We start from the raw sequence: 22,299 nt of genomic DNA, 5'->3' as shown, positions 1-22,299 counted from the left end.
GCTGATCATTCGTTGCTGTGCTGATCGCCCTTGCCCCCGCCCAATTCACGGCTGTAGCGGCTGATCAGCACCCCCATCACCACCGCGAGATACAGCGGCCCTGCGATGCCAGTGGCGACTGAAAGCATGCGTGAAAGAGGCAGGACCGGCTTGATGTCGCCAAAACCAACAGTGGTGAGACAGATGAAGGCGAAATAATTGATGCGGGCGAACACTGGGGCCGAATCCAGCACGCTGGCGTCCCCGCCGCTGAGCCCATGCGCGGGCACATCGAGTGGGGTGAAACTGTGGGGTTGGATGGTCTCAACAGCGCTCATCACCAACCCTGCTGTGAGTCCGAGCAGGAGATAACCGGCTGCTGCGCCCATCAGCATCGAATGGGTGACGTGCCGTTCTTTGGCCAGTTTCTCCACGAGCCGAACCACGCTCCAGCCCACAAGCACACTCCAGCTCAGCACCAGCGGGACGCCGGTCATGGTCCATTTCACAGGGGTGATTACCCACACCAGTTGGCTCACCAGAGCGACCACCCCAAGGAGTTGGTAGAGCTTGTCTTTCCAAGTGCGCTTGCTCATCTTCAGCACCACAAGCTGGGTGAGCAAGAGTGCGATCAACGAATAACCAACCGATCCCATCCAGGAGATGGACGGGAAGGCGAAACTCACAAGCACCAGAAGGCACAGTGCCAAGAGGAGCTCATAAATCCCCTCACGCCTGTGGGACGTTGGACCTTGGTTCAGCAACCTCATCTTCTGAGCATTCCGCCAGACTGAGGATGCCAACAATTGCGAAGGCAAGCGACCCCAGCAAAGTGGTTTGAAGGGCCATTTGGTTGTTGAAGCTGGTGAGCTTGGGCAGGGCATTCGGCAATGACGCCAATGCTGACTGCATGAACCACAGGCAGCCGAGCGTATTCACCATCGCGATCCACCAGCCCAGGTGCTTGGGCTCGAAGACGAGCAATCGGCCATGCCCCACTTCAAGTAATCCGTCTGCGGCGGAAACCAGGAAAAGGATGGATCCCAGCAGATTTGGCAGCACCGCCAACAGCAGCCAGCTTTGCTCCTGTGGCTGGGGCCATCCCCACAAGAAAAAGGTGTTGATGTTGAACAGCACCGTTCCCAGGCTCTGGTCGAGGCTGCAACGCAATCCACACCATTGCCAGGGTTTGGCGTCGTCCGGTAGAGACGGCACGGCCAAAAGCGCCTGTTCAACCTGCCACCAGCCGCCTGCCGTGAACAGCACGGACCCGATCGCCAGCAAGCCTGCTGCGAGTGAGGCATTGCCTTGATGCGCCAGCGGCAATCCGGCCCCCAAGGCGAACAGGAGTGGGCCGGCAATGAAGGCCAAGGCGGTGCGCACCTCCAGGCGTTTCAGCTGTTTGCCTTGCACGAGCGCCTGCATCATCCCTGCTGCACTCAGCTGTTGGAAGTGGCCACGGGTTAGGGGGCCATGGCCTTTGCGTAGACGCCGGCTGCTACAGATGCCCGTGCGGTTGCGCCAGGCGGTGATGCCCCAGGGGCTGCGCCAGTGCGTTGTCAGCTGAAGCGACTCAGCCCGAACGTTCGGTTCTCCACCCTGTGCAGCCAACCAGCAGCCAAAAGCTCGCTTTAGTTTGGACGCTCAACTCGGATCTGACGCCATGCCGATTCGCGAGGACGACAATCAGCCAAATAGGCGATTCGGGATCATCAACCTGGTATTGATCGGGTTTGGTGTCTTGTTGTTGATCAGCAGCTTCGTTCCCAATCAGGGGATGCAGCAGGTGCCGCGAGTGCCCTATTCACTCTTTATTGATCAAGTGAATGACGGGGCCGTGAAACGGGCCTTCATTACTCAGGATCAGATCCGCTATGAGCTCAGTGCTCCGGAGGAGGGTGCACCCGCTGTGCTGGCGACCACACCGATCTTCGATATGGATCTGCCACAGCGCCTGGAGGACAAGGGCGTTGAGTTTGCCGCTGCCCCTCCCAAGAAGCCCAATATTTTCACCACGATTCTCAGCTGGGTGGTCCCCCCCCTGATCTTCATCCTGGTGTTGCAGTTTTTCGCGCGTCGCTCGATGGGTGCCGGTGGTGCTCAGGGCGCCCTCAACTTCACCAAGAGCAAGGCCAAGGTTTACGTCCCTGACGAGCAGTCGCGCATCACCTTCGACGACGTTGCTGGTGTGGATGAAGCGAAAGACGAACTCACAGAGATCGTTGACTTCCTCAAGACCCCCGAGCGCTACGCCGAAATCGGTGCGCGCATTCCCAAGGGTGTGCTGTTGGTTGGGCCTCCGGGCACCGGTAAGACCCTGCTCTCCAAGGCTGTGGCTGGAGAGGCGGGTGTGCCCTTCTTCATCATCAGCGGCTCGGAGTTCGTTGAACTGTTCGTTGGTGCCGGTGCCGCCAGGGTGCGGGACTTGTTCGAACAAGCCAAAAAGAATGCCCCCTGCATCATCTTTATCGACGAACTCGATGCCATCGGCAAGAGCCGTTCGGGTTCGATGGGTGTGGTTGGGGGGAATGACGAACGGGAGCAAACCCTCAACCAGCTACTGACTGAGATGGACGGTTTCGCGTCCAAAGACAAGCCGGTGATTGTGCTAGCAGCCACGAACCAGCCCGAGGTTCTCGATGCCGCATTGCTGCGTCCTGGTCGCTTCGACCGTCAGGTGCTGGTGGATCGTCCTGATCTCTCTGGTCGTAAGACCATTCTCGAGATCTATGCCAACAAGGTGAAGCTGGCTGATGGTGTCGATCTCGACCTCATCGCGCAAGCCACGAGTGGTTTCGCCGGCGCCGACCTTGCCAATTTGGTCAATGAAGCAGCTCTGCTTGCTGCCCGTGCCAAGCGCACCAAAGTGGAACAGCAGGATCTGGGTGAGGCAATCGAGCGGGTCGTGGCTGGCTTGGAGAAAAAGAGTCGCGTCCTCCAGGACGATGAGAAGAAGGTTGTGGCCTATCACGAAGTCGGTCACGCCATCGTGGGCCACCTGATGCCCGGTGGCAGCAAGGTGGCCAAGATCTCGATCGTTCCGCGAGGCATGAGTGCTCTGGGCTACACCCTGCAGCTGCCCACAGAGGAACGCTTCCTCAATTCACGCGAAGACCTTGAAGGTCAGATTGCCACCCTGCTCGGCGGTCGTTCTGCCGAAGAGATCGTCTTCGACAAAATCACCACTGGTGCTGCCAACGACCTGCAGCGCGCCACCGACATCGCTGAGCAGATGGTGGGCACCTACGGCATGAGCGACACCCTCGGCCCCTTGGCCTATGACAAACAGGGCGGTGGGCGCTTCCTTGGCGGTGGCAACAATCCCCGTCGCACCGTCAGTGACGCCACCGCTCAGGCCATTGATCGGGAAGTGCGCGGTCTGGTTGATCGAGCCCATGAACAGGCCCTTGGCATCTTGCGCCACAACATGGCTCTCCTGGAGACTATCTCTCAGAAGATCCTTGAGAAGGAGGTGATCGAAGGCGATGAGCTCAAGGAGATGCTCGCCGCAAGCGTGATGCCGAGTTGATGCTGCATCAAGCGGTTACAGCTTGAGCGGACACAACCCATTGAGACAACCCATTCAGGCGGATCCTTCGGGTCCGCTTTTTTGTTGGCAGCGTGTCGGTCTGTCGAGGCCGTTTTGGCGCGGCCACCATCAACTCTCCACTCGCAGCACTCTGTGCCAGTCACCACTGAGAAGACCCGCTGTTCCGAGCTTGGCGATGGCTTGGAGCGCGCTCTGAAGTACGGCAACACGGCTTGCGCTTCTCAGCTCACCAAGGTGATTTCGGTGGCGCACACTCTGTTTGTCAACGTATCCGTGCCTCCTGATTCGTCTCTGGTGATCCCCATCCCCTTGACGAGAGGGGGGCTGATCCCCGATAAAGTTCCTTTAGAAGACATCCATGGTCACCGCCACTCAGGGGGTCGCTTCCGTTCTCTCGCCTCTGAGCGGCCGAGATTTCCTGTCGTCAGAGGATGTCAGTGCCGAACAGGCCGCCGCGTTGCTGCAGTTGGCCCAGCAGTTGAAGTCGGGCGATCGTCGGATCGACTTGGGTAACAGGGTTCTGGGCCTGATCTTCACCAAGGCCTCCACCCGTACCCGTGTCAGTTTCCAGGTGGCAATGGCCCGGCTTGGCGGCCAGACCGTTGACCTCAATCCTCAGGTGACCCAGCTCGGTCGCGGCGAGCCTTTGGAAGACACCGCAAGGGTGTTAAGTCGTTTTTGTGATGCCCTGGCGATCCGCACCTTCGCCCAGCAAGAGTTGGTCGACTACGCCCACTGGGCGTCGATCCCGGTGATCAATGCCCTCACCGATTTGGAGCATCCTTGCCAGGCCCTGGCTGATTATTTGACGATGCAGGAGGCCTTCGGGGAGCTGCAGGGGCAGACCTTGGCCTACGTGGGTGACGGCAACAATGTGGCCCACTCGCTGATGATCTGCGGCGCTTTGCTGGGTGTGAATGTGCGGATTGGCTGCCCTGAAGGCTTCGAGCCGCTGCCAGGAGTCCTTGATCAGGCACGGGCTCTTGCTGTCGCTGGTGCGGAGATCACGGTGACGAGTGACCCAGTGGCTGCAGTCAAGGGTGCCCAGGCGCTGTACACCGATGTCTGGGCATCCATGGGCCAGGAGCAGGAGCAGGCCGAGCGCGAACAGGCCTTTAAGGGCTTTTGCCTCGATGAAGCCTTGGTGGCAGAAGCTGAACCAGACGCCATCGTGTTGCATTGCCTGCCTGCCCATCGTGGCGAGGAGATCAGTGCCGGGGTGATGGAGGGAAGTGCCAGCCGAATCTTTGATCAGGCTGAGAATCGTTTGCATGCCCAGCAAGCTCTCTTGGCAGCATTGATGGGGGGGTTGTAAGCCTTCACTGGCACGCTCGCTTGGGTCGGAGTTTTCGCTCCTGATGAACCAAGCGATTGGCTCGATCAATGGCACGATGATGGTTGATTGACTCGCTGCCCGTGGAGGTTCTGGATCTTTTCCCGCGCTCGATCCTCAAGGGCCAGTTACCGGATTCACTTCTGAAGACGCTTCTTAGCGTCAGTCAGTCCGTTCTGGAGAATCCAGAAGGGAGTGCCGATGCGTCCGTCAAGTTGGCTGGGCAGCTCAGTCAACAGCGCGAATTAAGACCGGATCAGCCTGGTGTACAGGCGTTGATGGTTGAGCATCTGCTCCCTTCCTGTGATCGTTGGATCCGCCATGTCATGGACCGCCAGCCTCCCCAGGGGAGGGGCCCCTGGATTCCTGGTCGTTACGAGCTCAAGCCCATTGATCTGTGGCTCAACTGTCAAAAGGCTGGCGATTACAACCCCACCCACACCCATGGGGGCAGTTTCTCGGGTGTGATTTTTCTGGCTGTGCCTCCACAGATCACCGCCAACAGCTTTGACGGCCAGCTTTGTTTTCATGGGCCTGAAGAGTGGCATGTGCAGTCATTCCGCACTGGCATGTCGCATTACGTACTGCCCGTTCCAGGCGACTTCTATGTTTTCCCTGCCTGGCAGCCCCATTCTGTGATGCCTTTCCGTGGTGATGGGGAGCGTTGGTCTTTGGCGTTTAATGCTGTTGCTGTGCCCAATTCCCAAGCGCATGCAGCCCCATCATCCGGTCAGTTTCAGCAGCCCCGGAAGTCGACGCAAGGTGTCGACAATGTCTCTCTTTCCAGCCATCGACCTTCCGCAAAAGGATTCTGACCCGGCTCTGGTGAAGTTTCTGGAAATGAGCTTTTGATGGCTTGCGTGTTGATCCGTGCAGCTTGTTGCCACGCTGCACGGATGGATCAGATCTGTTCGCCCTGGAGACGAGGAGATGGCAAGTGTTTTTGAGGCCAGCCCGGCTCCAATCTCGTTGGCAGGTGGATCAGTCACCGTGATTCTTCTGCATGGATTCACCGGGTCCCCTGCGGAGATGGCATTGCTCGCCACTGCGCTGCATGCCAAGGGCTACGCGGTCGAGGTGCCCCTACTTGTTGGCCATGGCACGCAATTGAATGACCTGCTGCCGGTCCATCCGCAGCAGTGGGTCGATCAGGTGGATGGGGTACTGCGTTCCCAGCTGGCCCGTGGGCAGCAGGTGGTGCTGGGAGGGCTTTCGATGGGATCGATCCTGGCGCTGCAAGCTGCGCTGCGCTTCCCTGAAATTCGTGGGTTGATGCTGTATTCACCGCCGATCGGCAGTCGAGACGTGCGGCGCTTTTTTGCTCCACTGCTGACCCGACTGGTGAAGACAGTGGCCAAGCCCCCCTGCGACTACGCAGACCCCACCACGGTCGATCGGCTTTGGTCGTATGACCGCTATCCAGTGATCTGTAGCAGTTTGGTGCTGCGTTTGATCGCTCAGGTGCGTCGACAATTGACTGCAGTCCATCAGCCAATGCTGGTGATCGCCAGTCGGCGCGACAACGTGGTGACTGAGCGTGGTGTGCGGCGACTGATTGACCAGGCTGGGGCCTCATCGAAACAGCTGGTTTGGCTCGAGCGCAGTAGTCACGCGATCACCGCCGATGCTGAGTGGCCCCTGGTGTGTGAGCGCAGCCTCGGTTTTTTGTCGTCGCTGGCATCACCAGAATTGCCAGCTCGGCCTTGCAATCCTGGCGATGCACCGGTACAAATGTATTGACCGATCGGACCTTCGTAGGTGCCTGCTGGAACCCCTGAGCCCCTTACTCCCGCGCAGCAAGAGCTGTACGACTGGCTGTCTGACTACATCGGTGTCAATCACCACAGCCCTTCCATACGCCAGATGATGCAGGCGATGGGCTTGCGTTCGCCTGCGCCGGTGCAGAGTCGCTTGCGTCATCTGCAGCAGAAAGGTTGGATCACTTGGCAGGAGGGCCAGGCCCGCACCCTTCAGCTCCTGGGGGGACTGGCGTCTGGTATCCCGGTGCTCGGTGCTGTGGCAGCAGGTGGTTTGGTGGAGGCCTTTGATGATGTACAGGAGCGCCTCGATTTGGTTCCTGTGTTGGAGACGCAGGGACTGTTTGCCCTCACGGTGAATGGTGATTCGATGGTGGATGCCCACATCGCCGATGGTGATGTGGTGCTGATGGAGCCAGTTGTTGAGGCGTCTCGGCTGCGGGAGGGAACGATCGTGAGTGCCTTGGTTCCAGGTAGTGGCACCACGCTGAAACACTTCCATCGCAGTCGGGGCACTGTGCGACTGGAAGCCGCCAATCCTGCCTATGAGCCGATTGAGCTCCCCGCTGACCAGGTGCAGGTTCAGGGCAAGCTTGTTGCCGTTTGGCGGCAGGTTTGATGCCTGACGGAGTACGCACCCTGCCGGTGTAAGCTTCCTCACGTCGATGGACGTGCTCAAGGGCGCAGCCAACGACCATGGGGCCATAGCTCAGCTGGTAGAGCACCTGCATGGCATGCAGGGGGTCAGGAGTTCGAGTCTCCTTGGCTCCATTGAATTTCTAAGTCGCTCACTAGCTTCTTTGCTGGTGGGCATTTTTATTTGCGCTCCCTGATGCATCTAGACCTAGCTAGATAGTTCAATGCAAAACCCGCAAGGGAAAAGTAGGGGTCATTGTGAAGCCATCATGAACATTAATAGAGCATGCTCAATTTCCAACAAACTTGTCCAAATTGCTACAAAGAGTCCATCCCGCTGGTGGATTTATAGCAGCTCCTCTGCCGTCTCGGAGCTTAAAAAAGCACCAATCATCTTTTTTTTCAAGAGCTGGTGTCTCAATCATTTCAGCTCCAATATTGATCCTTTCACCATTTGGTTCAGTGTGAAACTTGGATCCAGGCTTGGTGGTATAAACGGCTGCAGAAACTTTTGCGGATCCGATCAGCAAAAGAGAAAGTAATAGTTTGTACTTCATGGCAATTAGCGTAAGCTTCACCTTATATTACTACGAGACAGGATGCTGTTTTCTTGTGGATGTCAGTGGGATTAAGTATTCCCGATCGTTCCCGATAAACAACCGCATGCCAATCACGCCCCACCTAGTGCGCGGTTTTTATTGCCCTGGGGCATGAGCCTTACCGGCTACCGCCTGAGCTGAATGAAATGCTTCGACACGGCGACCCAAGTACTTATCCAATTAAGCAGACAATGCTAAATTGCTAAAATCTATTATTCAACAATGAAAGATTTTAAACTGTTTCACTTATTCACTGCAATTACTGCTTTTAGTCTAGTTGCCGCAGGGCTTGAGTCTAGAGCAAAAGAGCTTAAGGTGGTTGAATTGAATTGCGATGTGTTGGGAAGATTGAGCATCAAAGAAGCTGCGCCAAACGAGGATGATCTACGTAACCCATTGTCTGATTTCCTTGTTCTGACTTTTCCCAACGGGAACAAAACGAGCATGGTTCGTTCCCCTGGCGCGAGTGTCCGTAATTGGACCTCACCATCCTCTGGCATCACTTTTTCTCAGGCTCCTACTTGGTCTAAAGAGAGAGTGAGCTTTGAAAGGGACGTTTATAGCTACAGAAAGGGCACATACGAGTGTGATGCCAAATGGTGAATGGGCAAAGCTGATTCCGCTTACAGCCAGTAACTCTTGGCGAAGTCAGTCTTACCCCGCCCGGGGGGTATCACTTGTCAAAAATTGACGTGTCGGAATGCACCTGCAGTACAATGATGGTGACGAGTTGGCAAAGTGTAAGACATTGTTGTCCAAAGATAGTTTGTATGCACTTACCATGAGCTTGCATGATTTCCGTATTGGGTCTAAAAAGTCATGTGCCCTGACATCCCTTTGCTTGGGTGATGTTGTTAACGCATTAATTGTTGGATCCTTCCACTTTTTCTTCGTCGCTGCTGTTGTACTTGGGCCACCAAATCGAACTTCAAGATAAGCTGAAATTCTTGTATCGAATGCCTCGTCATAGGAGATTTTTACCCCTGCTGTTAATCCACTAGCCAACTGCAGCAGTGTGTCTCAGATCTTGCATTATCTCTGCTCAGATGGTGTCACGTAGAGGCAATCCCTTGTTCGTTGGGCACGCGATGTCCGTTTCACGCCCGCCAACCTCACTGCCCGTTGAAGTCTTCTTTCTCAGTATATAAATCTCGATTCCCTGATTTAGTCGATAAATATTTCCGCCAAAAAAGTGTGTAATAGAAATTGACTAGAAATGCGTTGCTCTGGACCAATCCCATATGATCTGAGTACAGAAATGTAGCGTTACTCCAGTCGATAATCGTTCCTTCTTCCGCAGAAGTTGCATCGGTCATTGCATAGGCGCTGGGACGAGTCACAGCACCGTCCCCTGCTTCCGTACTTTTTTTGGTCCACTTACGAGTGGTTGTATTGACTGTGATTTGGGAATCAGTTAGTGCACCGACACCAGCAAAAAGCCAGAAATTGAGATCTTTCGGTGGCGATGATTTAATGTCAAGGCGTGAATGAAAGAGCTGAGCATCATTCAGTAGCTTTGACTGCATTGACATTGCATATTCATATCTCTGGGAGCCTGATTGATATCCGGGAGCTATTTGTTTGAGGATCCTCTCCTGCTCTGGATCTAGAAGCCCCCATTTCATTGTTTGCCATAGTTGAGGATTCATTAAATCAATAGTTTCTCCATATTGGTTTTTTGCTCTGGCAATATCAGGCCTTGGCATAAGCTCGTACATAGAAGGCATGGTCCCAATAACAGCAGCAGGATATTTTAAAATTTTGAATCGTGTGGGATGAAAGCCTTCAATTAAATCGAACAAAGTGTCAAGTGAACCTTTGTTCGGTGGGGCGACCATGATTATGTTTTCCACTTTTTTACCACCACGCCAGTCGAGATTCGGTGGCATTTGGCGTGTACCTAATCCTTGACCGCCATATCGCAGATAGTAGCGTGCAACAAGGCACCCCATTGAATGGCAAACAAGATCAAATTTAAGTGGTTTTTGTTGTTGAGCTTGTAATGACCCTTGTGTCGACAAGGTCTCAATGTATTCATTAAGCTTTTGAGCATTGTATGCATTTGACTTTCGCCAATCATATGAAAATTGATAAATAGGTTTTCTTGATGGCGACAGCCTATGAGAGTTTTCTGCATTAATAGTTTCTGGAACATATCCAGCCGTTACCAATGATTTAAAGAGGGTGCGATAAATATCGATATCGATTGATTGTGATTTAAATGGCAGGAAATTAAGTTTAACGGTATCGAGTACTGACTTTGCCCCAATTCTGTTGATTTCTTGTTGAGAAGGATCCACTCCAGGCCGCAAAGGTAGGGCTAGTAATTTGTTGTCTTTTTCTGTGGATGGCCAGTATGCATTAAAACCAAGATCTCCCCAAGCCACCTTTCCATTTTTAAGATCTATCAGTTTTGATCCGCCAATACCTGGAATAATGATCAATGGATTTGAATCTTTTAATGCAGCTGCCATATCGTTACTCATTGGTCCGACTGCAGGCGAGTAAATGGCCTTAATATTTGCACAACTTGAGACCGTTCCTGTCATTACAATTGAAATGATGGTCCGAAATGTATGTCTCATTGCTACAGCAGACAAGGATGAACGTTTCCAGGTTGAATACTGGTTATTTCTTTTCACCAGTGGAATCCACATATTAATAAATTCAAGTAGACACAGCTGAATTCATGATACCGTCCTTCATCATCAGCCCTCAGTCCGCGCATGATGCGGAGCTGGTCTGTTCGTGCCCCTAAAAGTTGTGCTACTTTCCGCATGCTTCCTAAGTACTAGTTTTCTTATTTGTTGGGTCTGTAAAGCGTTAATTGCGCACGGCAGAGCTGATGGATGCATCGAGCAGGGGCTGAGCACTGTCGACTCCGCATTCATTGGTTTGTGATCGATTGGTCGAACTCCGTTGTTTAGACTTGCCAGTCGACTCCTATTCCGCGCGGAGTAATACATAGAGCTGCCACAAGGTCAAAGAGACCTCAATCGGGTGAGGCTCCTTTGCCCCGAATTCACCTAAATCTCCACAATGCAGCCTAGTTATCAACAGTTGATGTGGAAAAAATGATCAATCTCTCAGTCTTCTCTCATGAAGCTTTCACCAAGAATTTATTTATACGTGATGACAAGCAATCGCGAAATTTCGCCTTGCTGTTCTGATGTCCCGCCTGTCGATTGACTTGCTTCGCTACATCAACCAGGTAAAGTTTATTAGGGTCAGCAAAGTTGGATTGAGTTCAATCACATTCCCCTCGTAAAAACAACTGAGGGCAATGGTCTGGAGAGTCGCATTCCTCCCCTCTCTGCGCATCCTGATTAAACGATCTCGGTAATAGACAAGATTGAAAGCATCAGCTTCACTGGTAATGTCATTCCGGCATTAATGGTTTTATTTGCTATAATATAGTGATCGCCAAGGGCTCATTTTGGTATCGAACTTGTTGGCTTGTTCAGTATATAAAAATCACGGTTTAAGTGCATCATGCCCCCAGTTGTGTTGGTACAAGTAAGGCCAATTCTCTCGGATTTACAAGTGATTGAACCGAATTCAATGCGCGTTCCGTAATTCAAAATATTGCCTCCAGTGATCGCATCAGAGCTTCTTATTGCTTGTGCCGGGCCCTGCTGAGGAAGCATAAATCTAGTTCCGATTGAACCCCACTGCTGACCCATGCCCCAATCCTTCCAAGCATGATCATGAACATCGCAGAGCAGCCTTTTGTTGTAATAAACGCATGAAATATTGCTTTGCTTGTCTCCACCGTCTGTGGGCGATAGCGATGGCATTGCAAACCCAGTCTCTACCGCATTGGAGGAAGCAAGTGCTGCAGCATTTGCTCCAATTAAAAGCAGAAAGAGAATGAATGAATTTTTCATCGTATTGGCTCGAGGCAAGGTGTTAAACAAGGACCTATAGTTATTTTAGTTCATTCAAAAGATCATACTCCGCCTCGCTCGATGCAGCAGATCTGATTTTGCTGGCTTTCGCGGGGGAGGAGGCACCAGGCGGCCTTTTTAGCATCGTTATCGGCGAGTTCGGCCCATCCCCTCGGCGCTGACACGCCGACACAAGCAACAAAAAACCCGCGGGTGGCGGGGTAGCGAGATTAAGAGCGGGCTACTTGTCTCTTGTAATACCAGCTGTCATCCAGAGGGATCTCCCCCGGCTCTGGTTCCATCACGTCAAGACCTCCAGAAATGTTTTTAATCAGATCGTCAGTGAGCTCGATGATTTGGGCTTGCGTGTTGAGTTCAGTCATGGTTTTGAAGTGAGAGAGGTGAGTGGTGTGTGGGCTGTTGCTCCCTCGACTCCTTCAAGGTCACAGTCGTTCTGGTGAGTTCAACCGCACTGCTGTGGTGCGGTTGTCGGCAAGTTGTGGTGACGATCTGGTGAAGTGCTCAGCCACCCTGTGTTCCTCTTGAGACTGCTTGTGATTCTTGGTGTGAATACAACGAACCTGGCTTCTGTTTCTGGAAAATTATTGTCATCCGCTTTCGCTCGGTTGACGAAGCTAAATTGGAATAGCTTGCTCAAAGTAGAACGTGCTAAATCATTCTTTGGAGAGCCGGTGCTTCGATAATATGAATGAAGTCAGTAAGGCGAAAATGGTGGGTGGGATGATGTACAATGCCCACAATAATTGATCGTTATCTGCGAATGCAGGCCCCAGGTGAACGATGAAGACGGCTGTTACCGCAGCTCCTGCGGCTGTCATTACTCGGTACACATGCTTAGCAATCCTTTGTTGATAAGAGATCTGGCCAGAATGAAAAGAATGTAGATCGTCGATGCCAAATGAAAGCATTAAAACGGATTGGCTAATTAATAGAAAACCTGCCATGAAAGGAGTCAGGGGGAAGCCAGTGTCGTTCGTTGTGTTCAACGGATTGATGAAGGCGACCAGTGGGGCCATCGCAATTCCTAGTAAAGAAATAGTGATTGCCATGAAGCCAAAGGCCACGTCAATGTCATGCTTGCTTTGGCTGAATGCTGTCCATCTGTAGCCAGCCAGGCCTCCGTAAATTCCAGTTGACAAAAGCATCAAGAAGATTGCCATATTTTCGTTTCTTGCCACAATTGAATTGAACATATTGCCAGAGCTCTGAATTGCTAAGTAGCCCAAAAGAACAGCTGCGGAAACACATGTAATAAGTAATGTGGTAATTGCAAGCTTGCCAAACAGTCGATGGGCTTTGGATGTCTTCTTGGCGATAATGGCGCAAGTAGAGAGAACGAGAAAAATACAAGCGGTTATTGCGTGGATGTGTTCCGAAGTAGAGCCATAAAAAATCCAGGTCTGGAGATCTACAGTCGCTTCGATTTGCTGAACAGGTGACAGAACCAACCGCGTCGCTATGGCAAGCGAGAGGCACAGCAGGCCAATTATAAGAGTTCTTATAGGCGGTATCATGGTGATCTTTGCGGGCAAGTTAAGAGCCTGTGGGTACAGTGTGGCAACTGCCAAGCGAAAAACGTGCATCATAAATAATATTCAATATTCAGCCTATAAGTTGTCTCATTTCTGCTTTTGCTCGGAACCGTCAGTGCTCTTTGCGTTCCATTCATCAGGCCTCCTCTCTGTCACCCTCCTGCCGCTCTGAAAACTTGTCTAGGTATGAGCAATCGAACAATGAACTACCCAAAAAAAATCTCTTGGCGCTTGTCGATCCGAACTGATAGTGCCACGCTGAAAAGTTTGTGATCAGGTCGAGGGATGGGCCACAATCAGTTTCGTTGAAATCCTCTTTGGATGTTTGCCGAAAGCGAGCATGCGTGCAGGACAATCACGAACACCAGGACGTCGCAGCAGAAGCCTCAAGATCATCCGCAAACGCAAGGGCTGATCACCACGCATCGCTCGCTTGATGATGCGGTTCTGGATCAGGCTCTGATCGGTCTGGATGGAGCGCACTGCCTCTTGGCGTTGAGATTGCACCTGCGCGAGCGCATGGGTGTTGATGCATCCTTTTTTGAGTGGTTCCGTCAGCAGGTTCGCTGTTGCGATGGCATCTTGAATGGCCAGATTGATTCCCACGCCTCCGATCGATGACATCACTTGGCCCCATCACCGATGCGCAGTAGGCCAGGTTGATGCCAACCTGCTCAAGCGATCACGACGCAGTCAGTTCAAGCCAGACCAAGGCTGTTAGCGAAAGGGTTGCAATCGACAGAGGAATCCAGGAGTCCTTCAAAACGCGGGCCATACCTCTGCAGAAGCTGCTCCACTAAACCAACTCTCTGATCAATGGCAAGAACAAGAAACAGTGAACCCAGCCACCCTCATGCTGAATCACGCATGTCTGGTTCAGGTCGGTGCTCGCCCTGACGTCAGAGTGGTGCTGTTCGTGGATCTCGGCCCATGCGTTGGATCGATCCTGTACTGGGGCACACCGCTTGGGCACCCTTAGACCGCTATGGACATGCTTGGCCAACCCATCACCTGGTGGTGAAGGCTGACGAAGGCTGGGCGAAATGACGTCCAAATCTGCTCCACAACCGGCCGCTATTGCTGGTGATTGAGGCCAGTGGCATTGGTTTAATGGTCTGGCAGATTGCCCAAAAGATCCAGGCGCCGGATGGTGGACAGCGGTTTGGACTGGCTCGGCTGACGATCCTCTTGATCGCAATGTCGTTAATTGCACTCACGCTTCGTTCTGTGGTGTTGATCACGGATTAGGTCGATTCTCAGAGCGGCGAATGGCCTGCAAATCCAGACCTCAGGGGCGCCCTCCTTCTCCTCCTGCCCTCTCGGAGACTGTCATCGGAGGAAGGATTGCCGCGATTCATGCCATTCAGCTCCTACCTGAGCGGGTGACCACGCAGGGTGCCTTTGCCCCCCTCGGTGTGCGACGTCGGATGTTCTCTCTCAGCGATGAGCTCAATTTGGCCAATCATCGCGGTGATCGTCTTCCTCTGATTGACCATGCAGATCTGGGCCGGCTGAGAAGGGATGCGGAATGTCTGTCGAGCTTTTTGCTGTTCCTCTATGGGATGCCGTGCAGACAACTGGTCAACTCAACCCACATCAGATTTAAAGAGGGATGCTTTGCGTCAGCTCGTCTCAATAGAAAAGCCTCCGCCGGCCACTCACCGATGAGAGATGGAAAGCGAGAGATGGACATGCCTGCATGATTTCATGCAGATTGGTTTTGGCTGAGTTCCAATTGGACCTTAGACATTAATCAAAACCCCGCTTTTAGCGGGGTAACTTCTCTTTGAATGAAGCCAATGGTTCACTTTGCTAGGGACGCAAGCTTTGCCGGTGATAGGTGGGCTGATTTGTAATCAATACCCTCTGGATGGGCGGTAAAGTAAAGCTGAGCTCGATGAAGGCGACGAGCCTTCAGCTCTTTCTCTTTGATCATGAGAAGGGTGTTCATGGCAACGACTTTCAGCGCCTCAAACCCCGTTGCTTGTTTAAGGTCGAACTGCGTCCTTTTGGGGGGCCAACGTTCCTTGATGGTAGGAGTGGTCATTGGATCCTGGGGGGTGAAAGCCGAACAGTTAGCGGTGAAGGAACCGGACCAGAGACTGGTTTTGACACCTCGTCATTGTCGTCTTGGTGTGCATTTTGGCTTCAGAGTTGAAGCACCTTTTCCCTCAAGGCTGCAAGCAGGATCTCAGTACTCGTTCGAACTTTGGCCTACCGCTACGATCCCTCTATCACTCACAAAAGATCTCTCCGTGGTTCCAGAGGATTTCGACTACACCGCCTCCATCTCATTTCTGGATGTCCGGGAATCTCTACCCTCGATCGACCCTGAGAATCTTTCGCCGCAGAATGTGTTGGATATCCTTCTGTATCTCTTCAGGCAGAAGCCTGGATTTGTAGACCGTGGCCATGAAACAAACAACAAGGAAACGGCGTGGGTCAATGCATTCCTGTTCAGGCTCAACTCTGGCGTCGATGATGACGGTTTGGAGGCCTTTGTTGTTGAGGTGATTGGCTCCAGTGTCGACAAGATGGCAAACCTGCGATAGCCCCCCTGCTCGACTCAGGAGGGGGGCATGGGCTGATCAGAGCATCTGAACTGTTGGAACTCTTGCGTTGATCTCGAAATCAACGATTCACAGACCTGACTGGAAGACGCGAGTGAATGCCCGTCCGCCATGAATGGCTTCAAGCTCTTCGAGCTGAAGCTCCTGCTCGGTTGCTTCAAGCTCTTGGACGGTTTCAGTGGTTTTGGTGACGAGGGAGGTGGTCATGATTTTTGGGTGGTGGTGGAGGTATCCCTCCGATGCACACACCATCTCGGCATTCACCGGTCAAGGCGATGACCTTGCTCATTGACAGCTGTGATCCTTGTCACTGCTGCTTTGGCCTGAAGGTGTGGCTCAGAGTTGTCTGGTTGTCTGGTGCGCTTCAGGGCCGCTTTGTTGCCAGGTTCAAGCCCAGGTGTTGGCCCTGCCAGGCCATTGGCTTGGAGGTGTTCCTGCAGGTCCCAGACCCGATCGCTCATCACCGCAGCCCTCTGTCGGTTTGATGCTGAGCCAGTCTTGGCCATTGCCGAGCTGTGGCCAAGGGCAGAACAGCTTCGCCTGCATAGGGTGATGCAATGGACAGCACCGCTACGGACACCCCTCAGGAGATCCAGAGCCCTTGCCCGCTCATTACAGAGATCCCAGGTGCGACTGATTGGTTTCAGCGATTCGCCGGAAACTTCATCACCCTTGAAGGAAGGGTGGTTTCAAGGCAAGCGTTTGATAAGGATGGGCAAACCATTCATAGGCTTCAGATTGGAGGGCCTCGTGTGACACAAGCCTTTCAACTGGAAGGGGGGCAGCCTCTCCCTAAAAAGGTTGCTGCATTTCCGCGTAGTCTCTATTTCGCAACAATCAGCTGCCCTCCACTGGGTGCAACCACACGACTCGAGATCCTGCCGCACATGGGAAGGAACGGGGTCTTTAAGGTTGCTCACCACTCAGCAACTGTCAGTCGAAATACAGCAACCAGGATCTGCTTCCAGTTGATGATGGCTGAGATTGAATCTTCTGGCTGGGATCTTAGTGAATCTAAGACCGCTGTAAATAAACATTGGAAACTGGTGAAACATGTTCTGAGGCTTCCGTTCTTGTATAAAGGGCAGTACAGAATGACGCACCTTCCAGATAAACAGGCCTACGAAGGTGTGAAGAAAAAGAATCATGCTCTACACATGCAAGTCAAAAAAGGTCTCCGCTCATACTCTGAGGAGGAATTTAAGGAGAGATTGTTTCACTGGTATGATCAGTTGGCTGTCAACGACAAGTTTGCTGATAACTTGGCTGCTGATCCAAGCTATTTGCAGGCCATCAGAGAGTACGGTCCTCACAAGGTCACTGAATTGCCTCGGAAGTCATACCAGCTCGATCCGAAGTCTTGACTCGCTTGCAATGGCTTAACCCCCCACCTTGTGAGTGACGACTGTACTAGCTGTTTGAAAACGATCCTGCAGTAAACAGGTGTTGCGGCAATCCTGTTTTGGTCAGGCATCAGTTGATACCAGTGATATCGGTGTTGTTCTTGCGCATGGGAGTCGCCAATATCTTCTCGATGTGATTGGGCGCCTCGTCTTGCACGATTTTAAGGGATTTGTTGCCGCGTCCCATCCAAGCGTGTATGCGGCTTTTTATACCCTTGGATAGGTAAATTTAGATGGGTAACGGTCGTTTGAGTTGGGTCTTCTCCTCGCGATAGACCATCTCAAACCTGAATCAGGTCAAACATGGCTTTTGTGAGTCGAATCTGCTGCACGTCCAAGGGCTCCACGATCGATGCTCTAGGCCTTGGCAGATATCGAGTGTGCGACAAGAGCCATAGCTGCAGCTTTCAGACGGGGCTGTGGGCTGCGTATGAGGCGTTGAGGGAGCTGGATCAAGGTCGGGTTCACTAGCTGATCGAGCTGCATCGCTGCATCTCCACGCGTTGCTCACTCGCCTTTGAGCTTCCTGAACTGCTCGTTGATGTGAGCACGCGCTTCTTCTTCGCTCAGGTTGAGGTTTTCGGCTGCTCTGCGGATCATCTCCTCAAGAGCCTGCTTTTTCTTGTCTCGTGTCACCGCGTCTCACTTGATCAAGGCCTTGACCACTGGTCTAACGAGCCGCAATGGCTGATTGCGAACTCCGGCTAAGGCTGCTCGTTGTGCTGGGCCGCCCTTGGCTTGATCTGATCTGCTCATCTGGTTGGGTGGCTGCCAGAGCAAGGTGAGCCTAAGAGCGCATTTGCTACGCGCCGAGGCGCAACGATCTGTTACAAAGGTTCAAGTTTCTTCGTTTTTGATGAGCGATTCGAATTTCGGCTTTTCTGCCTTTGCTGAGCAGTGGAACGGACGCCTCGCCATGATGGGTTTCATCATTGGTCTCAGTACTGAGCTTCTGACGGGCCAGGGGATTCTCTCCCAGGTTGGTCTTGGTTGAAACGTCTTGCTGAGCCTGACGTCTGGGCGCCTGCTAACGAGGCAGAACATGCTCAGCTGTTTTGCTTTGCCATGTTCATTGCGGCTCTGGGTGTGGGTGGAAACGTCGCCATTCACCATCTGTGGGTTTCGTTGCTTGATGCAGCCGAATTCCTCTAGCGAGGGATTCGGCTTTGTCTTGTGACAGAGCCGAAGCTTGTTCTCTGCTCAATACGCGATCACTTGCCCAGTCGTCTTCCGTCAAGCTGAAAGCAGTTTCAACTTGATGTTTGATTCACCAGGACTTCACCAGTCCTGTGGGGTCGTTCTCACCACATCGGTGGAGAGGGTGAAGCCATCGGAGGGATGACCTCCTCTTCATCCAATTCATCAGAACCATGTCTATCCAATCAATCGCAGCTATCACAGCCGCAGGGCTGATCATGGGCACCGGTACGACGGCCTTGCTCTCCCCTCCCGCTGAAGCCGCTTCTAAGTCTCAATACAGGCAACAGCTGCGCCGTCAGCAACGTCAAATCCGACGGCTGGAGCGCCATAACCGGTCTCTGCGTCGCCATGGCTATGCCCCTCGCTATCGCTATGAGCGCCGCTATATCTCTCCCGGAGCTGGCTTGAGTCTCTTTGGTGATGGTCGTGGACCCGGCCTTTATCTGAGCTTCTGAAGCTCAAGCGACAAGCACTCGTGAACATGTTGTCCATCACGGCCAGCTTGTTCACGAGTTCTTTGCTGTGGTGCGTGGATCAGGCAGCTCGCTTGTCGTCTCCGAACCAGATGCCGCGACGGCTATCTGGCAATCGAATGACGGAACGCTCATACCGCGAACGGCAGCTTTGATTACGCAGATGCTCTTCGGCTTCCTGAAATAGGCGCTCAAGCTTCTGATCCAACATTTGGTTCAACCCTTTGGCCGGTTCTATTCAGGAGCCGCCCAGGGATCTGTCAAGTCCCAGCGCTGGTGCTCTTCTGACCAGTCTCCGCTTGTTTTCCCGCTTTGTGTTCACCACTAAGGATCGGTTTGGTTCCAGTCAAGGCTGCGCAGTTCTGTCCACAACGTCATGGCCCCTACTGAGTGGAATCGCACTGCGGAGGATCGATGGCTGCTTAGGGCTGCATGGCTTGTCCTTCATCCCAGTTTTCCCAGCGCGTCAGTCTGCACTTGGATCTCTGCACTTGGACCTCTGCACTTGGACCTCTGCGCTCAGGGCTTGGCAGCTCTATGTTCAAATCATGGTGTGGTCCGTGGTGGCATGAAACTGTTGGGTTCACTCGCTTCGGCAGGGTTGATCAGCCTCTCATTTTTGTTAACAGCAAAAGCACAAGTGGAGCCCAGTTTCCCTGCTCAGTGCTTTGCCATAGGCGATTCAGTCATTCTTCAATCCACGGGTGAGCATGTGTTGGAGCAAAGGCTGGTCCGATTCACCCCCACCCAAGCCAATGATGTCATTGGTCAATTGCCAAGGGGGAGTCGGCCAGGGTTATGTGTTGTGAAGACTGATCCTCCCGGCTATAAATGGATCGGTTGTTCCAGATTGGGAAATCAATATGTCACAGGAGTTGATTCTTATAAGGTTAGGATTGTGCGAGCTGTTGCAAATCAGATTCAGTACCGAGGCTGGTCTGGAGCTTGCCTAGTGAAATATCTTTATTGAGTGATGGCCTTTTGCACTGACTGATATCTGTGCTCGGCTTTGTTTGGCTTGGGGGCGACGAAAGCCGACTCACACGTACATTCTGAACAGGCTTGGTTATGACTTTTGGCCGTTTGCACGCGCTTAGTGTGTTCGACTGATTAAAAGCCTAAGCCCGTAAACAGTTCTTGATGAACAACGTAGGTGTGATACAAAGTCGTGCCTGCATTGGGTGAAAGCTCGATGCCATCGCTGTTGTAGGCGAGACCGCATAACAAATTTCCTCTCCAGGCAATGGAGTCAGGGCTAACGGCCGCAGACCACCTCATGATCTCTGCATAGTGATCAGGTATCGCGCTGCCCACTTTTTCGCATGCATCAGCGAGCAGGCAGAGTGCTGGTGGTTTTGCCGCTAAGGACAAGCCTTTCCTGAGGATTAACGCATCGATCACTCCGGTGTATCTCACAAAGTCGATCAATGCTTCTTCGTCAGTTGTCAATGTTGCGGCAGCAAGGGCTCGCTCAAACTGATCTGAGCTCAGTATCGGCCTTTTGTTAATGATGCTCTTCCTCCAGGTGTCGTGAATCGGCGATCCAATCTGACAAGGCAAGGACCGCTTGATCGGGCTCAGTCATCAAAATCCCCCTGTTGATTGGTCAACAGGGGGAAGCAAAAGAAGCGCAGAGCAGAATTGATAGGAGGATTATTCCTCGCCACCCTCTTCGTCTGAGGCGCCAGTGGGAATCAGTTTGATCTGCTTACGACCAAGCTTGATTTCGAAGGTGTCGCCAGGCTCAAGGTCAAGCATTGCAGTATAAGCCTTGCCAATCAGAAGATTGCCGTTTCCTTGCACAGTGGCGACATAAGAAAGCTTTCGCCCACCTTTGCCGATGCCAGCTGAACCGGTGCCAAGGTCGATGCCTTTGGCATTGAGGAGGGCTTCGTAGAAAGCAGTGAAGTTGACGCGCTGGCCACCATCCTTCTTGTCAGACACATAGCCACATGCAGTGGCCAGGTCTGTCTTGGAGACGTCGCCTAAGTCCTTGACTTTGGTCAGTAGATCAGATCCAGTAAGCATCCTTTAGAGCTCCGATTAATCTATTAATGCAGTATCGATCTCTTCTCGTCAAGTATTTGATCTCCACCCCGTCAGTGGCCGTTCTTTCCGTTCTCTGTTTTGAGCGTCGAGTCCGGCCCAGGTGCGGGATTAGTCGTACCTCTTTCCTTCAGCTTGGGTCGTTTCTGCAGGCCTGATTCAGTGCTTTTTCTGCTGACCAGCGGCTCGCTCGTGATCCGTTAGAGCGTCGTGATTGCCTTAAATCCTGCACCGAGCAGTCCTCTGGGGCAGAAGTCTGAGGGTCTTGATCGGCAGGGTGATGGCCTTAATCAGTTTCCAATGGTGCACCGCTTCAGCTTTCATTTGTCTGTTCATCCCAAGCAAGACGTTGCGGCTGGTTGTGATGTCAACGTGCCGGCCCTTGATCTGGCTTCGCGGCACACGCGGCACAAGTGCTTAGCGCTTAACCCAGGCGCAGTCAGCTTTCACCCTATGGGCAGGATCAGTCTGGCGATGGGTGGAAACGTTGGTTCAGTCAATCAAGGTCGAGTTATCGACGTTCTCGCCCCAGCATCGCGATCCAAATGGCAAAGAGGGTCCCTACCGGCACTACGATCACCAGTAATTGCAGAATCACGAATTGGCGCACGTCGGGGTCCATATCGGTCTCAGCAGGCTTCGCCTAAAGCGTGACGGATTTCGGCGACTTTCAGCTGGTTGATCTGGGTGCGGATCCTTTTGCAGGCATCGCAGAAACAGAGATTTTGCAGCGAGTCGTTGCGATGCTGCTGATAGATCAGGGTCAGTGCTTCGTCGTTGAAAAGGGTGTCTTGTCTGGGGTCTTCCATCGCAAGACGATTGGCACTTTGCTCTCACCACACCGTGGTGACCAGGCAACGTCAAGGTGGATCAGGTCAGCACATCAACAATGTCAACCAGCGCGTCTGAGTCGTTTTCTGGTCTTGGCATCCCTTGAAGCCGTTGTTTGCCGGAGCCGATGCATTGCAATTTTCAGAGCAGCTTTGCTGCCCTGAAGCGCGCGTTGCTGATGCTTCTCGAAGCCCCCAAAGGTTGCACTATCGAGTTCGCCAAGGATGAGCTCTAGGTCATTGCAGATGTATTGCACCTGTCTGGCCAAGTCACTTGTGCTCTCGTCATGACCTTGCCAGGTTGCCTTCGCGGCATAGGCTGCCAGCCGCACTCCGGAGACGGAGTCGGGAATGCATTTCATAGCGGTCTTCATTTGGCATGCGTTTGAAGCTATGGCGAGGCTTTGGTCTGCTTCCCGCCATCGATCACTTCGTGGCGTGAGATCAGTCACAGGCGCTTCCTCTCGCGCAGGAATTAAAGCC

At 52.8% G+C, this 22,299-nt stretch carries 26 protein-coding genes and 1 tRNA gene; 12 read left to right on the top strand and 15 right to left on the bottom strand.

What is annotated here, in order from left to right:
• Window positions 1–5: 5 nt before the first annotated feature.
• Together DXY10_RS06340 and DXY10_RS06335 are read right to left on the bottom strand one after the other, a co-directional pair.
• Window positions 6–749, bottom strand: coding sequence for a potassium channel family protein (locus tag DXY10_RS06340; RefSeq protein ID WP_115017301.1), 744 nt, complete (start codon window positions 747–749; stop codon window positions 6–8).
• Window positions 709–1,590: a hypothetical protein gene (locus DXY10_RS06335; protein ID WP_115017299.1), complete on the bottom strand. Its 882-nt coding sequence runs from the start codon at window positions 1,588–1,590 to the stop codon at window positions 709–711. Before DXY10_RS06335 ends, DXY10_RS06340 begins: the two co-directional genes overlap by 41 nt.
• A 52-nt stretch (window positions 1,591–1,642) precedes the next feature.
• Between DXY10_RS06335 and ftsH the strand changes: the two genes are divergently transcribed.
• The 6 genes from ftsH to DXY10_RS06305 all read left to right on the top strand — a co-directional run bounded on the left by ftsH (window position 1,643) and on the right by DXY10_RS06305 (window position 7,390).
• Entirely contained in the window at window positions 1,643–3,508 is a 1,866-nt protein-coding gene (gene ftsH / locus DXY10_RS06330; protein ID WP_115017297.1) for an ATP-dependent zinc metalloprotease FtsH, read from the top strand.
• A gap of 379 nt (window positions 3,509–3,887) precedes the next feature.
• Window positions 3,888–4,844, top strand: a complete 957-nt coding sequence (gene argF, locus DXY10_RS06325) for an ornithine carbamoyltransferase (protein ID WP_115017295.1) — start codon at window positions 3,888–3,890, stop codon at window positions 4,842–4,844.
• 101 nt (window positions 4,845–4,945) lie between these two features.
• Entirely contained in the window at window positions 4,946–5,677 is a 732-nt protein-coding gene (locus DXY10_RS06320) for a putative 2OG-Fe(II) oxygenase (protein WP_115017458.1), read from the top strand.
• Between the two features lie 55 nt (window positions 5,678–5,732).
• Complete coding sequence (locus DXY10_RS06315) at window positions 5,733–6,602, top strand: carboxylesterase (RefSeq protein ID WP_244281958.1); 870 nt, start codon at window positions 5,733–5,735, stop codon at window positions 6,600–6,602.
• Between the two features lie 18 nt (window positions 6,603–6,620).
• Window positions 6,621–7,238 (top strand): transcriptional repressor LexA, encoded by a 618-nt coding sequence (lexA, locus tag DXY10_RS06310; RefSeq protein WP_115017292.1) that lies wholly within the window; start codon window positions 6,621–6,623, stop codon window positions 7,236–7,238.
• Between the two features lie 79 nt (window positions 7,239–7,317).
• A tRNA-Ala gene (locus DXY10_RS06305) sits at window positions 7,318–7,390 on the top strand.
• Window positions 7,391–7,545: 155 nt separating this feature from the next.
• Here DXY10_RS06305 and DXY10_RS14250 read toward each other — a convergent pair.
• Complete coding sequence (locus DXY10_RS14250) at window positions 7,546–7,812, bottom strand: hypothetical protein (protein ID WP_170955719.1); 267 nt, start codon at window positions 7,810–7,812, stop codon at window positions 7,546–7,548.
• Between the two features lie 264 nt (window positions 7,813–8,076).
• Between DXY10_RS14250 and DXY10_RS14245 the strand changes: the two genes are divergently transcribed.
• Window positions 8,077–8,457, top strand: coding sequence for a hypothetical protein (locus DXY10_RS14245; RefSeq protein WP_136989086.1), 381 nt, complete (start codon window positions 8,077–8,079; stop codon window positions 8,455–8,457).
• 509 nt (window positions 8,458–8,966) lie between these two features.
• Here the strand turns inward: DXY10_RS14245 and DXY10_RS06295 are convergent.
• The 5 genes from DXY10_RS06295 to DXY10_RS06285 all read right to left on the bottom strand — a co-directional run bounded on the left by DXY10_RS06295 (window position 8,967) and on the right by DXY10_RS06285 (window position 13,918).
• Entirely contained in the window at window positions 8,967–10,454 is a 1,488-nt protein-coding gene (locus tag DXY10_RS06295; RefSeq protein ID WP_170955718.1) for a triacylglycerol lipase, read from the bottom strand.
• Window positions 10,455–11,285: 831 nt separating this feature from the next.
• The gene (locus DXY10_RS14240) at window positions 11,286–11,741 is read right to left on the bottom strand and encodes a hypothetical protein (RefSeq protein WP_170955717.1); all 456 of its coding nucleotides are present in this window, start codon (window positions 11,739–11,741) and stop codon (window positions 11,286–11,288) included.
• 230 nt (window positions 11,742–11,971) lie between these two features.
• Entirely contained in the window at window positions 11,972–12,124 is a 153-nt protein-coding gene (locus DXY10_RS14520; protein ID WP_170955716.1) for a hypothetical protein, read from the bottom strand.
• A gap of 291 nt (window positions 12,125–12,415) precedes the next feature.
• A complete protein-coding gene (locus DXY10_RS06290) occupies window positions 12,416–13,330 on the bottom strand; it encodes a hypothetical protein (RefSeq protein ID WP_136989081.1) in 915 nt (304 codons plus the stop codon).
• Window positions 13,331–13,567: 237 nt separating this feature from the next.
• On the bottom strand, window positions 13,568–13,918 hold the full coding sequence (locus DXY10_RS06285) for a hypothetical protein (RefSeq protein WP_115017284.1): 351 nt from the start codon (window positions 13,916–13,918) through the stop codon (window positions 13,568–13,570).
• Window positions 13,919–14,562: 644 nt separating this feature from the next.
• Between DXY10_RS06285 and DXY10_RS06280 the strand changes: the two genes are divergently transcribed.
• Window positions 14,563–14,997 carry a hypothetical protein gene (locus DXY10_RS06280; protein ID WP_115017282.1) on the top strand — a complete coding sequence of 145 codons (435 nt, stop codon included), beginning with the start codon at window positions 14,563–14,565 and terminating at the stop codon, window positions 14,995–14,997.
• A 101-nt stretch (window positions 14,998–15,098) separates the two neighbouring features.
• Here DXY10_RS06280 and DXY10_RS06275 read toward each other — a convergent pair whose 3' ends face one another.
• Entirely contained in the window at window positions 15,099–15,341 is a 243-nt protein-coding gene (locus DXY10_RS06275; RefSeq protein ID WP_115017279.1) for a hypothetical protein, read from the bottom strand.
• Window positions 15,342–15,354: 13 nt separating this feature from the next.
• Between DXY10_RS06275 and DXY10_RS14855 the strand changes: the two genes are divergently transcribed.
• Window positions 15,355–15,846 (top strand): hypothetical protein, encoded by a 492-nt coding sequence (locus DXY10_RS14855; protein WP_244281957.1) that lies wholly within the window; start codon window positions 15,355–15,357, stop codon window positions 15,844–15,846.
• Between the two features lie 87 nt (window positions 15,847–15,933).
• On the opposite strand, the gene DXY10_RS14515 is transcribed toward DXY10_RS14855, so the two are convergent.
• Complete coding sequence (locus DXY10_RS14515) at window positions 15,934–16,071, bottom strand: hypothetical protein (RefSeq protein ID WP_170955715.1); 138 nt, start codon at window positions 16,069–16,071, stop codon at window positions 15,934–15,936.
• Window positions 16,072–16,421: 350 nt separating this feature from the next.
• On the opposite strand from DXY10_RS14515, the gene DXY10_RS06255 reads away from it, so the two are divergent.
• The gene (locus DXY10_RS06255) at window positions 16,422–17,228 is read left to right on the top strand and encodes a hypothetical protein (RefSeq protein ID WP_115017271.1); all 807 of its coding nucleotides are present in this window, start codon (window positions 16,422–16,424) and stop codon (window positions 17,226–17,228) included.
• 546 nt (window positions 17,229–17,774) lie between these two features.
• Here DXY10_RS06255 and DXY10_RS15000 read toward each other — a convergent pair.
• Entirely contained in the window at window positions 17,775–17,903 is a 129-nt protein-coding gene (locus DXY10_RS15000; RefSeq protein WP_256359473.1) for a hypothetical protein, read from the bottom strand.
• 220 nt (window positions 17,904–18,123) lie between these two features.
• Between DXY10_RS15000 and DXY10_RS06250 the strand changes: the two genes are divergently transcribed.
• Together DXY10_RS06250 and DXY10_RS06245 are read left to right on the top strand one after the other, a co-directional pair.
• Window positions 18,124–18,261 (top strand): high light inducible protein, encoded by a 138-nt coding sequence (locus DXY10_RS06250; RefSeq protein ID WP_115017269.1) that lies wholly within the window; start codon window positions 18,124–18,126, stop codon window positions 18,259–18,261.
• A gap of 376 nt (window positions 18,262–18,637) precedes the next feature.
• Entirely contained in the window at window positions 18,638–18,922 is a 285-nt protein-coding gene (locus tag DXY10_RS06245; RefSeq protein WP_115017266.1) for a hypothetical protein, read from the top strand.
• Window positions 18,923–20,050: 1,128 nt separating this feature from the next.
• Here DXY10_RS06245 and DXY10_RS06235 read toward each other — a convergent pair.
• The 4 genes from DXY10_RS06235 to DXY10_RS06215 form a co-directional block, all read right to left on the bottom strand.
• Window positions 20,051–20,389, bottom strand: coding sequence for a hypothetical protein (locus tag DXY10_RS06235; protein ID WP_244281956.1), 339 nt, complete (start codon window positions 20,387–20,389; stop codon window positions 20,051–20,053).
• A gap of 204 nt (window positions 20,390–20,593) precedes the next feature.
• A complete protein-coding gene (locus tag DXY10_RS06230; RefSeq protein WP_115017262.1) occupies window positions 20,594–20,968 on the bottom strand; it encodes an AbrB family transcriptional regulator in 375 nt (124 codons plus the stop codon).
• Window positions 20,969–21,615: 647 nt separating this feature from the next.
• Window positions 21,616–21,795, bottom strand: coding sequence for a hypothetical protein (locus DXY10_RS06220; protein ID WP_115017258.1), 180 nt, complete (start codon window positions 21,793–21,795; stop codon window positions 21,616–21,618).
• A gap of 83 nt (window positions 21,796–21,878) precedes the next feature.
• Window positions 21,879–22,178, bottom strand: a complete 300-nt coding sequence (locus DXY10_RS06215; RefSeq protein WP_115017255.1) for a hypothetical protein — start codon at window positions 22,176–22,178, stop codon at window positions 21,879–21,881.
• Between the last annotated feature and the right edge of the window lie 121 nt (window positions 22,179–22,299).

The sequence above is a fragment of the Synechococcus sp. UW140 genome, from assembly GCF_900474295.1.
Lineage (GTDB): Bacteria > Cyanobacteriota > Cyanobacteriia > PCC-6307 > Cyanobiaceae > Synechococcus_C.
Note: the sequence above shows the minus strand (reverse complement) of the source record. Positions and strands in the feature narration are given on the sequence as shown.

Bases quoted from the DNA above. Each gene is read 5' to 3' on its own strand.
- DXY10_RS06340 (WP_115017301.1), bottom strand. From the start codon at position 749: ATGAGGTTGCTGAACCAAGGTCCAACGTCCCACAGGCGTGAGGGGATT.
- ftsH (WP_115017297.1), top strand. From the start codon at position 1,643: ATGCCGATTCGCGAGGACGACAATCAGCCAAATAGGCGATTCGGGATC.
- argF (WP_115017295.1), top strand. From the start codon at position 3,888: ATGGTCACCGCCACTCAGGGGGTCGCTTCCGTTCTCTCGCCTCTGAGC.
- DXY10_RS14250 (WP_170955719.1), bottom strand. From the start codon at position 7,812: ATGAAGTACAAACTATTACTTTCTCTTTTGCTGATCGGATCCGCAAAA.
- DXY10_RS14245 (WP_136989086.1), top strand. From the start codon at position 8,077: ATGAAAGATTTTAAACTGTTTCACTTATTCACTGCAATTACTGCTTTT.
- DXY10_RS14240 (WP_170955717.1), bottom strand. From the start codon at position 11,741: ATGAAAAATTCATTCATTCTCTTTCTGCTTTTAATTGGAGCAAATGCT.
- DXY10_RS14520 (WP_170955716.1), bottom strand. From the start codon at position 12,124: ATGACTGAACTCAACACGCAAGCCCAAATCATCGAGCTCACTGACGAT.
- DXY10_RS06285 (WP_115017284.1), bottom strand. From the start codon at position 13,918: ATGTCATCGATCGGAGGCGTGGGAATCAATCTGGCCATTCAAGATGCC.
- DXY10_RS06280 (WP_115017282.1), top strand. From the start codon at position 14,563: ATGGCCTGCAAATCCAGACCTCAGGGGCGCCCTCCTTCTCCTCCTGCC.
- DXY10_RS06275 (WP_115017279.1), bottom strand. From the start codon at position 15,341: ATGACCACTCCTACCATCAAGGAACGTTGGCCCCCCAAAAGGACGCAG.
- DXY10_RS14515 (WP_170955715.1), bottom strand. From the start codon at position 16,071: ATGACCACCTCCCTCGTCACCAAAACCACTGAAACCGTCCAAGAGCTT.
- DXY10_RS06255 (WP_115017271.1), top strand. From the start codon at position 16,422: ATGGACAGCACCGCTACGGACACCCCTCAGGAGATCCAGAGCCCTTGC.
- DXY10_RS06250 (WP_115017269.1), top strand. From the start codon at position 18,124: ATGAGCGATTCGAATTTCGGCTTTTCTGCCTTTGCTGAGCAGTGGAAC.
- DXY10_RS06245 (WP_115017266.1), top strand. From the start codon at position 18,638: ATGTCTATCCAATCAATCGCAGCTATCACAGCCGCAGGGCTGATCATG.
- DXY10_RS06230 (WP_115017262.1), bottom strand. From the start codon at position 20,968: ATGCTTACTGGATCTGATCTACTGACCAAAGTCAAGGACTTAGGCGAC.
- DXY10_RS06220 (WP_115017258.1), bottom strand. From the start codon at position 21,795: ATGGAAGACCCCAGACAAGACACCCTTTTCAACGACGAAGCACTGACC.
- DXY10_RS06215 (WP_115017255.1), bottom strand. From the start codon at position 22,178: ATGAAATGCATTCCCGACTCCGTCTCCGGAGTGCGGCTGGCAGCCTAT.